The 13,720-nt window shown below is 39.1% G+C and carries 15 protein-coding genes and 1 tRNA gene; 2 read left to right on the forward strand and 14 right to left on the reverse strand.

Annotation, left to right across the window (positions count from 1 at the left end; genetic code table 11):
- Position 1: 1 nt before the first annotated feature.
- The 4 genes from ACYQ35_RS07045 to ACYQ35_RS07060 are packed head-to-tail and all read right to left on the reverse strand — an operon-like array spanning position 2 to position 4,799.
- The gene (locus ACYQ35_RS07045; RefSeq protein ID WP_459831628.1) at positions 2-1,999 is read right to left on the reverse strand and encodes a DNA topoisomerase; all 1,998 of its coding nucleotides are present in this window, start codon (positions 1,997-1,999) and stop codon (positions 2-4) included.
- Between the two features lie 4 nt (positions 2,000-2,003).
- The gene (locus ACYQ35_RS07050) at positions 2,004-3,047 is read right to left on the reverse strand and encodes an aldose epimerase family protein (protein ID WP_009756924.1); all 1,044 of its coding nucleotides are present in this window, start codon (positions 3,045-3,047) and stop codon (positions 2,004-2,006) included.
- 24 nt (positions 3,048-3,071) lie between these two features.
- Positions 3,072-4,157, reverse strand: a complete 1,086-nt coding sequence (asd, locus tag ACYQ35_RS07055) for an aspartate-semialdehyde dehydrogenase (protein ID WP_009756923.1) — start codon at positions 4,155-4,157, stop codon at positions 3,072-3,074.
- Positions 4,158-4,175: 18 nt separating this feature from the next.
- A complete protein-coding gene (locus tag ACYQ35_RS07060) occupies positions 4,176-4,799 on the reverse strand; it encodes an epoxyqueuosine reductase QueH (RefSeq protein ID WP_009756922.1) in 624 nt (207 codons plus the stop codon).
- 114 nt (positions 4,800-4,913) lie between these two features.
- Between ACYQ35_RS07060 and ACYQ35_RS07065 the strand changes: the two genes are divergently transcribed.
- Together ACYQ35_RS07065 and ACYQ35_RS07070 are read left to right on the forward strand one after the other, a co-directional pair.
- Positions 4,914-5,681 carry an ABC transporter ATP-binding protein gene (locus tag ACYQ35_RS07065; protein WP_459831634.1) on the forward strand — a complete coding sequence of 256 codons (768 nt, stop codon included), beginning with the start codon at positions 4,914-4,916 and terminating at the stop codon, positions 5,679-5,681.
- Positions 5,674-6,471 carry an ABC transporter permease gene (locus ACYQ35_RS07070; RefSeq protein ID WP_009756920.1) on the forward strand — a complete coding sequence of 266 codons (798 nt, stop codon included), beginning with the start codon at positions 5,674-5,676 and terminating at the stop codon, positions 6,469-6,471. Before ACYQ35_RS07065 ends, ACYQ35_RS07070 begins: the two co-directional genes overlap by 8 nt.
- Positions 6,472-6,516: 45 nt before the next feature.
- Here the strand turns inward: ACYQ35_RS07070 and glpK are convergent, their stop codons facing one another.
- From glpK to ylqF, 10 genes are all read right to left on the reverse strand, one after another.
- The gene (glpK, locus tag ACYQ35_RS07075; protein ID WP_459831642.1) at positions 6,517-8,013 is read right to left on the reverse strand and encodes a glycerol kinase GlpK; all 1,497 of its coding nucleotides are present in this window, start codon (positions 8,011-8,013) and stop codon (positions 6,517-6,519) included.
- 15 nt (positions 8,014-8,028) lie between these two features.
- Positions 8,029-8,775 carry an NfeD family protein gene (locus ACYQ35_RS07080; RefSeq protein ID WP_009756918.1) on the reverse strand — a complete coding sequence of 249 codons (747 nt, stop codon included), beginning with the start codon at positions 8,773-8,775 and terminating at the stop codon, positions 8,029-8,031.
- Positions 8,762-9,100 (reverse strand): PadR family transcriptional regulator, encoded by a 339-nt coding sequence (locus tag ACYQ35_RS07085; protein WP_009756917.1) that lies wholly within the window; start codon positions 9,098-9,100, stop codon positions 8,762-8,764. The genes ACYQ35_RS07080 and ACYQ35_RS07085 overlap by 14 nt, the downstream gene beginning before the upstream one ends.
- A 146-nt stretch (positions 9,101-9,246) precedes the next feature.
- A tRNA-Thr gene (locus ACYQ35_RS07090) sits at positions 9,247-9,319 on the reverse strand.
- A gap of 33 nt (positions 9,320-9,352) precedes the next feature.
- Entirely contained in the window at positions 9,353-10,291 is a 939-nt protein-coding gene (locus ACYQ35_RS07095) for a mechanosensitive ion channel family protein (RefSeq protein ID WP_009756916.1), read from the reverse strand.
- A 10-nt stretch (positions 10,292-10,301) separates the two neighbouring features.
- Entirely contained in the window at positions 10,302-11,147 is an 846-nt protein-coding gene (gene pgeF / locus ACYQ35_RS07100; protein ID WP_009756915.1) for a peptidoglycan editing factor PgeF, read from the reverse strand.
- 8 nt (positions 11,148-11,155) lie between these two features.
- Entirely contained in the window at positions 11,156-11,512 is a 357-nt protein-coding gene (locus ACYQ35_RS07105) for a YraN family protein (RefSeq protein ID WP_009756914.1), read from the reverse strand.
- Between the two features lie 3 nt (positions 11,513-11,515).
- Complete coding sequence (locus ACYQ35_RS07110) at positions 11,516-12,274, reverse strand: ribonuclease HII (protein ID WP_009756913.1); 759 nt, start codon at positions 12,272-12,274, stop codon at positions 11,516-11,518.
- Positions 12,267-12,821, reverse strand: a complete 555-nt coding sequence (gene lepB, locus ACYQ35_RS07115; RefSeq protein WP_009756912.1) for a signal peptidase I — start codon at positions 12,819-12,821, stop codon at positions 12,267-12,269. Before lepB ends, ACYQ35_RS07110 begins: the two co-directional genes overlap by 8 nt.
- Before the next feature lie 19 nt (positions 12,822-12,840).
- On the reverse strand, positions 12,841-13,692 hold the full coding sequence (ylqF, locus tag ACYQ35_RS07120; RefSeq protein ID WP_459831656.1) for a ribosome biogenesis GTPase YlqF: 852 nt from the start codon (positions 13,690-13,692) through the stop codon (positions 12,841-12,843).
- Positions 13,693-13,720: the final 28 nt, after the last annotated feature.

Below are 13,720 nucleotides of genomic sequence, written 5' to 3' on the forward strand. Positions count from 1 at the left end.
TTTATTTTCCTTTCTTATAAAATCGTGCAGCCGCATCGTAGCAACTACGCAGTTGATATTGATTATTTAGCCCCAACACTCCATGTGTTCTGCTTTTAATGAAATTTTCTAATTTTACCATATACTCTTCCGAGGTAATCTCTCCCTCGGCTACATATGTAAGCCCCTTTTCCCAACTGGCTGTCAGTTCAGGGTTCAGCAGAGAGCGAATGGAATGTTTTACCACATCAAAAATCATCTCGCCCAGCAATGTAGGAGTAATCATCTGTGTCTTTTTATTCAATGACAAATATTTAATGCTCAACAATTTTTTTAAAATCTCTGCCCTTGTTGCACTCGTACCTATCCCGCTTCCTTTAATCTGCGCTCTCAATTCTTCATCTTCTATCAGTTGTCCCGCATTTTCCATCGCTAAGATAATAGAACCGGAATTATATCTTTTTGGAGGTGAAGTCTCGCCCTCCTTTATATTCAACGCCTTTATCTCTAAAACCGAACCTTTCTTCAACTGTTGCACAACTGCAAACAAACCGGAATCCGATGTGTTTTCCTCAGATTCAGCGTCCTTTTTCGTCTGTGGGATTCCAACTACTTTTAAATAGCCTTCCTCTGCAAGCACTTTAAAATTAGAGAAAAACTGTTCTTCACTTATTTTTGTTACAATACTTACCTTCTGATAAACCGCAGGCGGATAAAAAATGCTCAAAAATCTTCTCACAATCGTATCATATACCTGTTTTGAAGTCGATGAGACAGACTGTAAGGCAGATAAGCCCTGACCTGTTGGAATGATTGCGTAGTGGTCTGTTATTTGCTTATCGTTTACATAACGGGTTTTTTCTAAACCTTTGTGGCTTCCAAAACTTAAAATATCACTCAAATAAGGTTTCGCCGTCTCATACTTAGATAGACCGTTTAGATTTTTGGATATTTCTTTTGCAACGGCCGTTGACAATACTCTCGCATCTGTTCTTGGATATGTGACGAGTTTTTTCTCATATAACTCCTGAACAATCCTAAGTGTCTCGTCCGGGCTGATTTTAAATCTTTTGGAGCATTCATTTTGCAATTCCGCAAGATTGTATAAAAGAGGAGGATTTTTCTTCTCCTTCTTCTTCTCAATAGATACCACCTGAGCTGTAAGAGGAGTCTCCTCACTCAAATATGCAATCAGTTCTTCCGCCTTTTCTCTGGTTTTAAAGCCATTTTCCTTATATAAATCAAAAGATTCAAAATACTTAGAGCCTTTCACCGCTTTCCATTCCCCGTCAAAACTTTGTTCGTCTAATTTCAATGTACTCAGTACACGATAAAACGGTGTCTTGACAAAGTTGCGAATTTCGCGTTCTCTTCTAACTACCATTCCTAAAACACATGTCATAACCCTTCCTACTGAAATAACAGTGAATTTCGTATGCCGATAGTTAGAAATACTGTTACCGTATTTCAGAGTCAGCAGTCGTGAAAAATTAATTCCCATAAGATAATCTTCTTTTGCCCGCAGATATGCAGAAGCTGAAAGATTGTCATACGCCGATAAATCTTTCGCCTCCTTAATTCCTCTTAAAATTTCTTCTTCCGTCTGCGAATCAATCCACACTCTTTTTCTAAGTTTGTTTTTTACCTTATCTCCAGCCATCTGCTCTACAAGCCGATAAATATATTCTCCTTCGCGTCCGGAGTCGGTGCAGACATAAATAGTGTCTACGTCATCACGGGTTAAAATTCCACTGACCGTCTTAAACTGTTTTTGCACTGCCGGAATAATTTCGTATAAAAATTCTTTCGGCAAAAACGGCAGCGTTTCCAACCGCCATCGTTTCATTCCCTCATCATACACTTCCGGATAACTCATTGTAACTAAATGTCCCACACACCATGTAACAACGGCTTCTTCCGATTCCAAATAACCGTCTTTTCTTTTTGTATTTAATTTTAATGCCTTTGCAAATTCCTGTGCCACACTCGGTTTTTCTGCTATATATACTGCTTTTCCCATAAAATTACTCTACACCAAACTTAAATACTGTGATGGTTCTGTAATTTTCTCCGGCAGGACAAAGAGGACTTTTGAAATTGTCTTTATTAATCGCATCAGGGAAATACTGTGTTTCAAAGCAGACTCCGTGACGCACATCATAAACCGCCCCATTTTTCCCAATTTCATTTTCAACAAAATTTCCTGTATATAATTGCATTCCGGGTAAGTCCGTATACACTTCCATGACAATTCCGCTTTCATTTGAAGACATTTCAGCCACCTTATCGAATTTACCATTATTTTCCAATACCCAGTTATGGTCATAGCCTCTACCGAAAATAAGTGGTTCATACTGTTCCTCTATATCTCGTCCCAGTGGTTTTTTCACACGGAAATCCATAGGTGTATCTTCAACTGCAACAATTTCCCCTGTCGGAATGGACTGTATATCTGTTTTCGTAAAGTATTCAGCGGCAATTCCCACTTCCTGATTCATGGCACTTCCTGAATCATGCCCGTTCAAATTGAAGTAACTGTGGTTTGTCATGTTGATAATCGTATCTTCACTCGGAACACTGTAATATTCTATTTTAATCTCATTATTTTCTGTAAGCGTATATTTTACTTCCATATCCAGCGCTCCCGGGAATCCCTGATCGCCGCCCCTGCTGTGCAAAGTAAATGTAATACTCTCATAATTTTTTGAACGGACTTCCCACATTCTTTTGTTATAGAAATCTGTTCCGCTGTGCAAGTTGTTGCTGTAATCATTTTTTTCCAAATAATATGTCTTGCCGTTAATGGTAAATTTTGCTCCTCCTATACGATTTGCACATCTTCCTACACTCGCACCAAAAAACAGCGTTCCATTTTCATATCCCGTAACATTGTCATATCCTAAGACAACGTCTAAATACTCATCATTTTTATCCGGAACCATAACCTTCACTAATGTTGCCCCGAAATCCGTAACGGAAATACTCATTCCCGATTTATTTGTAATTGTATATAAAGTTGCCTCTTTTCCTTTTGAAGTCACACCAAAACTTCCAGAAATCATACCCATTATTCATCTCTCCTTTTACTTTAATTATTTTGCCTGAATATAACCTTGCGCAGTTAATGTCTCTGCACAAAGAATTGCTCCCCCTGCTGCCCCTCTGACTGTGTTGTGTGACAGCCCTACGAATTTAAAATCATACACCGTATCTTCTCTCAGTCTTCCAACAGAAATACCCATACCATTTTCAAAATCTACGTCCAGTTTTACCTGAGGGCGGTTCTCTTCTTTCAAATATTGAATAAACTGTTTTGGTGCACTTGGAAGGTGCAGTTCCTGTGGAGTACCTTTAAAACTTAATAATCTGTCAATCAACTGCTCTTTTGTCGGTTTCTTTGCAAATTTTACAAACACGGCAGAAGTATGTCCGTTTAAAACCGGGACACGGATACATTGTGTTGTAATTACAGGCATCTGCGCCTTTACAATCTCTCCTTCAACTACTTTACCCCAGATTTTCAGAGGCTCCTGCTCACTTTTTTCTTCTTCCCCACCGATAAACGGAATAATATTTTCTATCATTTCAGGCCACTCTCTAAAAGTTTTACCCGCTCCCGAAATTGCCTGGTATGTTGTTGCAACAACCTCTGTCGGTTCAAACTCTTTCCATGCGGTGAGAACAGGCGCATAACTTTGGATAGAACAGTTTGGTTTTACTGCAACAAAACCTCTTGTTGTGCCGAGCCTTTTCTTCTGCGATTCAATCACTTTAAAATGCTCCGAATTTATCTCTGGAATTACCATAGGCACGTCCTTTGTCCAGCGGTGTGCGCTGTTGTTAGAAACAACAGGTGTCTCCGCCTTTGCATAAGCATCTTCTATATCTCTTATTTCCTCTTTCTTCATGTCAACCGCACTGAAAACAAAATCCACCTGCGCCGCAATGTTCTCTACCTCATGCACATTCATCACTGTGAGATGTTTCACTTTTTCAGGAATGGGCGTATCCATTTTCCATCGGTTTCCAACCGCTTCCTCATATGTTTTCCCTGCTGATTTAGGGCTTGCCGCTACTACCGTTACCTTATACCACGGGTGATTTTCAAGCAAAGAAATAAACCGCTGTCCAACCATACCTGTTGCCCCCAAAATTCCTACTCTTAATTTCTCTGTCATCTTTGCATTCCTCATTTCCTATCGTCTTTTGTTGTCGTTTATCTTTCTCTCCTGCATGGAATATACGCAGCCGCAATAATCCTGCCGATAAAGATCATATTCTTTTGAAAGTTCAATTGAACGTTTGTATCCGTTTTTCTTTTTAAAATCAGACTGTAAATATTCCACCCCATATTTTCTTCCCAGCATAGTGCCGATTTCGTTTAATTTGTCTGCATTTTTCATCGGACTGATGCTGAGTGTAGTCGTAAAATAATCAAATTCACCCTCCCTGGCAAGTCTTGCAGTTTCTTCCAATCTGAGAGCGTAACACTTAAAGCAGCGTTCCTTCCCCTCTTTTAAATGTTCCAACCCCTTTGCCATTTCATAGAATTTCTCTTTGTCATAATTTCCTGCAATAAACGATACCGGATATTTCATTTCCCCGATAAGTGTCTGCTGCTCTAAAATACGCTTTGTATATTCACTTTCCGGGAAGATATTCGGATTATAATAAAATACCGTAATTTCAAAATGCTTTGATAAATATTCCAGTACATAACTGCTGCACGGTGCACAGCAACTATGCAATAACAGTCTTGGAGTTCGTCCTTCTTTCTCCAATTTTACCAGTAATTTTTCCAATTCTTTTTGATAGTTCATTGTCTTTCTCCATAAATACTTTATTTTATAGATTATACTCTTTCTCCTCACTGCAATCAAGCACTCATTTTGAAATCTCACATAAACTACTATATACGGAAAATGGAGGTTTTTATGGAAAATATATTAGAAATTAAAAATCTGAGTTATACTCATCACACTTTGGAGGGGGAAACACCGGCATTGGATAATATTTCATTTGCCTTAAAGGAAGGAGAATTTTTATCTGTTGTAGGCCCGTCAGGGTGCGGCAAATCCACCCTTCTCTCTATTATCTGCGGATTGCTGACACCTGATGCTCCTTCCGTTTTCTTTCAGGGAAAATCACTTAAAGAAAACAATGACAAAATAGGTTATATGCTTCAACACGACCACCTTTTTGAATGGCGTACAATCTATCAGAACGTTCTGTTAGGATTGGAAATTCAACACAAACTCTCCGTGAAAACAAAAGAAAAAGCAAAAAAACTGCTTGAGACTTACGGTTTGAAGGAATTTTCCAACGCAAGACCATCAGAATTATCCGGAGGTATGCGCCAGCGCGCCGCTCTTGTCCGCACTCTTGTTTTAGATCCTGAACTTCTTCTCTTAGATGAACCTTTTTCTGCACTGGACTATCAAACAAGATTAAAAGTAGGTGATGACATTGGACAGATTATCCGAAAAGAGAAAAAAACTGCCATTTTGGTCACGCACGATTTGTCCGAAGCAATTAGTTTAGGGGACAGAGTTCTTGTTTTATCAAAACGTCCCGCCACCATTCAAAAGACAGTTGAACTTCGTTTTAATTTAGAAAATGACACGCCTCTTCAGAGAAGAAACACGCCTGAATTTAAAGATTATTTTAATTTAGTATGGAAGGAGTTAAATAAAAATGAATGACATCTCTACCGCACAAATGCTTTATTTAAAAAAGCAAAAAAGGCATAAATATATTGTCTCTTTTTCCCGTGTACTCATTTTAATACTTTTCCTGCTTTTATGGGAATTTACCGCGCACTATGAAATCATTGATTCTTTTGTCTTTAGCAGCCCGTCAAAAATCGTAAAATGTTTTTGGTCAATGGTTTTGGATAAAAGTATTTTTTCTCATATTGGCATTACGCTTTATGAGACAATTTTCAGTTTTCTTTTCGTTATTTTTTTCAGTATACTGATTGCCATTTTACTATGGTCCAGCCAAAAGTTATCAGATATTACCGAGCCTTATCTTGTTGTTTTAAACAGTCTTCCAAAATCGGCTCTCGCACCGCTTTTGATTGTATGGCTTGGGGCAAATCCAACAACCATTATTGTCTGTGGAATGTCCATAGCCATTTTCGGAAGTATTTTAAATTTATATACAAATTTTGTTCATGTGGACGAGGAAGAAATAAAACTTATCTATACTTTACACGGAAACCGATTTCATGTTTTAACAAAAGTTGTTTTGCCAAGTTCTGTTCCCGCTATTATGAACATGATGAAAGTAAATATAGGACTTTGCCTTGTGGGTGTTGTAATTGGCGAATTTCTGGCGGCAAAAAGCGGATTAGGATATCTTATTATCTACTCCAGTCAGGTCTTTAAAATGGATTGGCTTCTTATGTCCATCGTTCTTCTCTGCATTATGGCAATGGTACTTTACACATTTATTTCCTTCATTCAAAGGCAGTATCAAAAAAGACTGTAAATTATAAACAGTTGCGGAAAACCGCAACTGCATTACATATCTGTTTTATTCTTCTTTTGCCCATTCATAGGAATATTTTACGGCCTTATTCCAGCCTTTAATTCTCTTTTCTCTTTCTTCCTCCGTAATCTCCGGTACAAAACTTTCGTCTTTCTGCCAGTTTTTAACAACATCTTCTTTATCTGCCCAATAACTCACGGCAAGACCTGCAAGATACGCCGCTCCCATCGCTGTCGTCTCCACACATCTCGGGCGGATTACAGGCGCATTCATAATATCTGCCTGTACCTGCATCAGAAAATTATTGGCGCTTGCTCCACCGTCTACTTTAAGGGCAGGAATGGAGATTCCCGAGTCTGCTTTCATTGCTTCCAACACCTCATGCACCTGATAAGCGAGAGATTCCAATGTCGCCCGTATAATATGATAGCGATTTACTCCTCTTGTAATTCCAACAATTGTTCCTCTTGCGTACTGATCCCAGTGGGGCGCTCCAAGCCCTGTAAAGGCGGGAACAACATAGCAGCCGTTTGTATCTTTTACCTTTTGTGCCATACTTTCAGATTCTTTCGCTGAATCAATCAGTTTCATTTCATCTCGCAGCCATTGAATCGCGGCGCCCGCCACAAAAATAGACCCTTCCAAAGCATAATTTACTTTTCCGTCTAATCCCCACGCGATTGTTGTGACTAACCCGTGATTGGAAAATACCGGTTCCTCACCTGTGTTCATTAAAAGAAAACACCCTGTCCCATAAGTATTTTTTGCTTCACCCTTCTGAAAACAGGTTTGCCCAAACAATGCTGCCTGTTGGTCTCCCGCCGCACCGGCAATGGCTATCTCGTCTCCAAAAAACGATGAATCCGTCATACCATACACGCAACTTGACGGTTTTACTTCCGGAAGCATCTTTTTAGGAATCTGTAATTTTTCCAATATTTCATCGTCCCACTCTAATGTATTGATATTAAACAACATTGTTCTGGAAGCATTTGAGTAATCTGTAACGTGTACTTTCCCTTTCGTTAATTTCCAAATAAGCCACGTTTCTACCGTTCCAAATAAAAGTCTGCCTTCCTCCGCTTTTTCTCTCGCGCCCTTCACATTATCCAGAAGCCATTTTACCTTTGTAGCAGAAAAGTAAGCATCAATAATAAGCCCTGTCTTTCTGCGGAAAAATTCCGTCATGCCATCTTCTTTTAATTTGTCACAGTAATCCGAAGTTCTTCTGCACTGCCATACAATTGCATTGTATATGGGCTCTCCTGTTTCCTTGTCCCACACAATTGCCGTTTCTCTCTGATTCGTAATTCCTATTGCCGCAATATCCTTTGCGGAAGCACCGATTTTATTCATAGCCTCCACCGCCACGCCTAACTGGGTAGACCAAATTTCATTGGCATCATGCTCCACCCAGCCCGGTTGTGTAAAATATTGTGTGAATTCTTTCTGTGCCGCGCTGCACATTTCTCCTTTTTCATTAAATAAAATACATCGATTGCTCGTTGTCCCGGCATCAAGCGCCATAATATATTTTCCCATACATATCTCCTCTGTTTATGGGGAAATTGCCTCTACAATCAGATGAAATCCGTTCACCTTTGAAATAATAACATTTTGGCCTTTTTTAATTTTATCATGAGTGACTCGCACTTTCTGAACTTCGCCGTCAATATTTGCCTTTCCTCTGTAGTCAATGTCTGTTATTGCAATCCCCGTCTTATATAAATACCGGTCTGTTTTCTTCGCCTGACACTTTCCAATCATATCCCGCTCAAAGTAAACAACCAATCCTATTATAACGGATAATATAAGCCATTGCCAATATTCTTCTGAGAAAAATGCAATTCCCGCCGCACAGATTGCATATGAATTCATTGTAGAGCCACCACTCTGATTCTTAAAATAATAGAAAGAAAGGTTCGCCCATTTTTCAGATGCCGCTGCGATAACTCCTCCCAACATTAATATTACTCCTACTATTTTTATCATAACCGTGTATGTATCTAATGTTCTCAAGCACCAAATCAAAGCGAGACCTAACAGTGAAAATATAGAATAATAAATCATATTTTTCTTTTCCGAAGTTAAATTATAAATTGTTGCGAATGCATCGCCCACCTCTTTAGGACTTCCCATGGACAAAATTGCCTGCTCCAGAGCCGCTTTTTCGTCCATGCCTTCTTCCATATATGCTTCTTTTTGCTCTTCGATATGACCTTTGATTTCTTCTGCTACCGCCAACTTTACTTCCTGACTTTGAATCGGCTTAATCAGACTTTCAATATAATTATGCAGTTCCATAACAGGTCCCTCCAATAATCTGTGTCACAGCCTTAGAATATTCATTCCATTCCCTTTTCTTTGTTGCAAGTTGTTTTCTGCCTTCTTCCGTAATCTGATAATATTTTCTCTTTTTTCCCTCCGCTTCCTGCTCATACGATGCAAGTAGTTTTTTCAATTCCATGGAATGCAGCAGAGGGTAAAGAGTTCCTGCCTTTAACTCAAACACATTCTCAGAACGTTCCCTCAACGTTTCCATGATTTCGTAGCCATACATATCTTTCTCGCTCAACAGTTGCAAAAGCAGCATAATATTATTTCCTGACAAACTGCTCTTCTCCGCCATATCTGTTCCTCCTTTCATATGTAGATTATCTATATATGAATCATATATCGAACATCTATATATGTCAATACTTTTTCGCCATAAATTTCAAAATATAATAACGACAAAAAAAGCCACAGACTATATCTGTGACTTTCTCCTATTCAAGCTGAAAATCGGACTTGAACCGACGACCCCTTCATTACGAGTGAAGTGCTCTACCAACTGAGCTATTTCAGCATCTGGCTGCGCTTAACGCAGCCACAAATAATATTATATACGATTTTCAGAATTTTGCAACTGTTTTTTTTCTTCATTTTCTTTCATATGGAGTGTAATCTGCTGATATGGGATTTCAATATGATTTTCATCTAAAGCCAACTTAATTTCTTCCAGCAATCTCCATCTTGTCGGCCAGTATTCTTCCGTTTTAACCCATGCACGTGTTCCAATAACAACAGAACTTGCGCCCAACTGATCTACAAACACTAAAATTTCTTCATCTTTCAGAATACTTCCATCTGCTTTCAGAAGACCTTCAATAATCTCTTTCGCTTTTCGCAAATCAGCTTCATAAGCAATATCGATGCTTAAATCCAACCTTCTGACGTCCTTTGCCGTCACGTTTGTCAAACTCGTGTTTGCCAGTGTTCCGTTTGGAATAACAATCGTTTTGTTATCAACTGTTGACAATTTTGTATAGAAAATCTGTATTTCCTTTACCGTACCTTCATTCTTCTGACTGTCTTCTATGATGTAATCTCCTACCACAAAAGGTTTTAATAAAAGAATCAAAACACCTCCCGCAAAGTTAGATAAACTCCCCTGCAGGGCAAGACCGATCGCCACACCTCCTGATGCCAGCAATGCCGCAACAGACGCCGTATCTACACCAAACTTCGCTGCGATAGAAAAAATCAGCAGTGCATACAGAACAACTTTTACCATCGAATCAATAAACTGCTGCACTCCTTTATCCGCGCTTGAGCGCTCAAAAGAGCGTTTTATAAGTTTACGGATAATTTTAATTACTTTTCTTCCGATAAAGAAGAAAATAATAGCCAAAAGCACTTTCACTCCAAAGCCTATCAGTGCCGGAATATTGTCATTAATATATTGTGCGAATTTCCCCATTTCCTTTGCGGCTTCACTCGTCACTTCCGTTACTTCTTTTGTCACTTCCCCATTTGCCGTTTTTTCTAATAATATCATTCTTACCTCCTTATCGAATAGTTAAAAATGCCGCTAAGTTTCCTCTTCGCCCACATGATGCGCGATGAGAGAAAAACACTTCGTCATTGCAGCAGGTACACACATTTGACACAGCCATATGTTCTTTTTGAATTCCCGCCTCCAAAAAAACATATTCATTTGCCTTCCAAAGATTTAGTTGATACTTTCCGTTTTCTTTGCGATAGAACAAGTCTCTCCATTGTTCCCCGTCAAACGCTTTCTTAAATTCCTCAATCACATCTTCGCTTACCTCATAACAGTCCTGACAGATAGAAGGCCCTATTGCCGCGAGAATATCCTTTGGATTTGAGCCGTACTCTTCCTGCATTTTCTCAACTGTACTCTTCCCTATCTTGCCAACTGTTCCCCTCCAGCCGGAATGACTGAGTCCGATTACTCTTTTCACCGGATCAACAAAAAACAGCGGGACGCAGTCTGCATAAAACGTTGTGAGGCAGATGCCCGGAATATTGGTTACAAGACCGTCCACGTCATCGTAATCTAACGGTTTTATAAGTCCCTTTCCTCTGTCCTCTTCTGTGACAACACGGACATTTGTCGTGTGCGTCTGATTTGAAAAAACAATATTCTCCTCCTGTACTTCCAATGCGGCCGACATTCTTCTAAAGTTCTCCCGTACGTCCTCTTCCCTGTCTCCTCTGGAAAAACTAAAATTCATTGTACTGCATACCCCTTTGCTCACTCCGCCCAATCGGGTAGAAAATCCATGTTTAACCATTTTGGTCTCTTCAAACAACGGGTAAGTCAAATAATACACACCATTTTTCTCATTTTCCTGAAATATTTTCTCTTTGTTTTTATATATAATATTCATTTTCTCACCTATGAAATGTAATCAAACGCATTTTTTATTATTTCTATCTTTTCTCCGGTAATGCCAATAACATCAAATCGGCAGGCTGTATCGGTTATCTGATGTTTTGTCATATAATATAATGCCGCTCTGCATATTTTTTTCTGTTTGCTGACTGTTACTGCCTCAAAAGGTGTTCCTTTTTGATTATCGGAACGGTATTTCACTTCACAAAATACAAGCGTTTTACCGTCACAGGCAACAATATCAATCTCTCCCATTCTGCACTGAAAATTATATTCTATAATGGAGTAACCTATTTTCTTCAAATACTCTCCCGCCTGCTTTTCAAAGGCACTCCCTATTTCTCTCTTATTACTTTTCATCATTTATATAAAGTTTTTGATAAATGTTTTGCGGTGGATCAGTGTGGCACCATTTTCTTTCAATGCCTGAATATGTGCCGCAGAACCGTACCCTTTGTTACTCGCAAAGTCATATCCCGGAATTACTTTATCGTATTCTTTCATCAGTCTATCCCTTGTCACCTTAGCAATAATGCTGGCGGCTGCAATGGATACGCTTTTGGCATCACCTTTGATAATCGGTATTTGCCGTATATTTACAGACGGTATGGTGACTGCATCATTTAAAAGTAATGTAGGTTGTACTTTCAAATTGTCGATTGCCATTCTCATCGCCTCGTAAGTTGCCTGCAAGATATTAATTTCATCAATTCTCGCCGGACTTACAATGCCAATCCCTGCCGCAACTGCCCTCTCCATAATAATATCATACAGTTCTTCCCTTTTTTTCTCTGAAAGTTTTTTTGAGTCATTCAAATATAAAATCATCTCATCTTTCGGAAGAATAACCGCACCTGCAACAACCGGCCCCGCCAGGGGACCGCGTCCCACTTCATCTATCCCGCAAATATATTCCTCCATGCAGTTTTCCTGCTCATAGCGGCTCATCTCTTCGATTCTTTTTATCTCCGCCTGCAGTTTTTCTTCTTTCTTTTTATATTTAGCAATCAGGCTGACAACACCTGTTCTGCTATCCCGGGCATATTGCTCATATAATAACGGTAACTTTTCTTTGTCAGCCTGCTCAAATTCATGTTTAATTTCACTAATACTTTTATTCATGGGAAACTACTCCTATCCTGTCAAGAGGCCAAATCCTTACCCATGCTCTCCCCAGCAAATCTTTTCTTTTCAGCACACCGACATTTGGCACTCTGCTGTCAGAACTGTGATTTCTGTTATCTCCCAGCACAAAATATTCATCTTCTCCAAGTGTAATCGGTTCCTCTGCAATTCCCGAATCCTGCATAACTTCTGCACCGTAGTCCTTTTTTAACTTTTCTCCATTGATATACACATAGCCGTCTATAATCTGTACTGTTTCTCCGGGAAGACCGATAATTCTTTTAATATAATATGTATCTTCCTCATATTTGTATGGAAATACAACGATTTCATATCGTTTCGGATCCCTAAAACGATATGTCAATTTATCCACTAAAAGATTATCACCGTCATGTAATGTCGGCTGCATAGACTGCCCGCTTACCCTTGTGCGGACTCCCACATAAGTAATAATGAGATAGGTAAATAACAGGATAATCCCAATATAAATTACCCAATCCAGTATCTCTTTAAAAATGCTCTTTGATTTTTCCTTATCTTCCATACCCTATTTCTATTCCCCTTTATTCATAGTCTTCCGGAAATTCAAGTGTAATTTTTCCCAGTCTTCCATTTCTGAAATCATCTGTCAGAATCATTGCTGCCTTTTCCATATCCAATTCATTTCCTCTCAACAGGCAATGTCTGTTCTTGGCAATTTCCATAAGACATGCATATGAATCTTCCTGCTCTTCTATTCCGTATTTTTCTGCTAAAACACCTGTATAATGTGCATTTAAAAACTTTATCAACTCTCCTGCCAATTCTTCCGTATTTAAAATCTCATCTTTAATTGAACCGATAAATGCCAATTTCAACCCGACCTGCTGATCTTCAAACTTAGGCCATAAAATTCCCGGTGTATCAAGCAATTCAACATTCTTATTCAGGCGAATCCACTGCTTCCCTTTTGTCACACCCGGTTTATTTCCCGTCTTCGCACAGGCTTTTCCTGCCAATGCATTGATGAAAGTTGATTTTCCCACATTTGGTATACCGACAACCATCGCCCTGACCGGACGGTTTAAGATACCTCTTTTTCTGTCTCGCTCAATCTTTTCCTTACATGCTTCCTGAATTACCCCTTGAATCGATTTAATTCCCCCGCCTTTTTTCGAGTTCACTTTCACGACAGAATATCCCTTCCCACGAAAATATTCTGCCCAGGCATCTGTCTGTCTGTCTTCTGCCAAATCCGATTTATTTAGCAAAATAAGTCTCGCTTTATTTTTCCCCAGTTCATCTATATCTGGATTTCTGCTGCTCATCGGAATTCTTGCATCTACAAGTTCAATTACCAAATCAATCAATTTTATATTTTCCTGCATCATGCGCTTTGCTTTCGTCATGTGCCCCGGATACCATTGAAAATGCATACTATTTCTCCTCTATATGTTGAAAAAG

Source organism: Faecalimonas hominis (genome assembly GCF_054660755.1).

Bases quoted from the DNA above. Each gene is read 5' to 3' on its own strand.
- ACYQ35_RS07045 (WP_459831628.1), bottom strand. From the start codon at position 1,999: ATGGGAAAAGCAGTATATATAGCAGAAAAACCGAGTGTGGCACAGGAA.
- ACYQ35_RS07050 (WP_009756924.1), bottom strand. From the start codon at position 3,047: ATGGGTATGATTTCTGGAAGTTTTGGTGTGACTTCAAAAGGAAAAGAG.
- asd (WP_009756923.1), bottom strand. From the start codon at position 4,157: ATGACAGAGAAATTAAGAGTAGGAATTTTGGGGGCAACAGGTATGGTT.
- ACYQ35_RS07060 (WP_009756922.1), bottom strand. From the start codon at position 4,799: ATGAACTATCAAAAAGAATTGGAAAAATTACTGGTAAAATTGGAGAAA.
- ACYQ35_RS07065 (WP_459831634.1), top strand. From the start codon at position 4,914: ATGGAAAATATATTAGAAATTAAAAATCTGAGTTATACTCATCACACT.
- ACYQ35_RS07070 (WP_009756920.1), top strand. From the start codon at position 5,674: ATGAATGACATCTCTACCGCACAAATGCTTTATTTAAAAAAGCAAAAA.
- glpK (WP_459831642.1), bottom strand. From the start codon at position 8,013: ATGGGAAAATATATTATGGCGCTTGATGCCGGGACAACGAGCAATCGA.
- ACYQ35_RS07080 (WP_009756918.1), bottom strand. From the start codon at position 8,775: ATGGAACTGCATAATTATATTGAAAGTCTGATTAAGCCGATTCAAAGT.
- ACYQ35_RS07085 (WP_009756917.1), bottom strand. From the start codon at position 9,100: ATGGCGGAGAAGAGCAGTTTGTCAGGAAATAATATTATGCTGCTTTTG.
- ACYQ35_RS07095 (WP_009756916.1), bottom strand. From the start codon at position 10,291: ATGATATTATTAGAAAAAACGGCAAATGGGGAAGTGACAAAAGAAGTA.
- pgeF (WP_009756915.1), bottom strand. From the start codon at position 11,147: ATGAATATTATATATAAAAACAAAGAGAAAATATTTCAGGAAAATGAG.
- ACYQ35_RS07105 (WP_009756914.1), bottom strand. From the start codon at position 11,512: ATGAAAAGTAATAAGAGAGAAATAGGGAGTGCCTTTGAAAAGCAGGCG.
- ACYQ35_RS07110 (WP_009756913.1), bottom strand. From the start codon at position 12,274: ATGAATAAAAGTATTAGTGAAATTAAACATGAATTTGAGCAGGCTGAC.
- lepB (WP_009756912.1), bottom strand. From the start codon at position 12,821: ATGGAAGATAAGGAAAAATCAAAGAGCATTTTTAAAGAGATACTGGAT.
- ylqF (WP_459831656.1), bottom strand. From the start codon at position 13,692: ATGCATTTTCAATGGTATCCGGGGCACATGACGAAAGCAAAGCGCATG.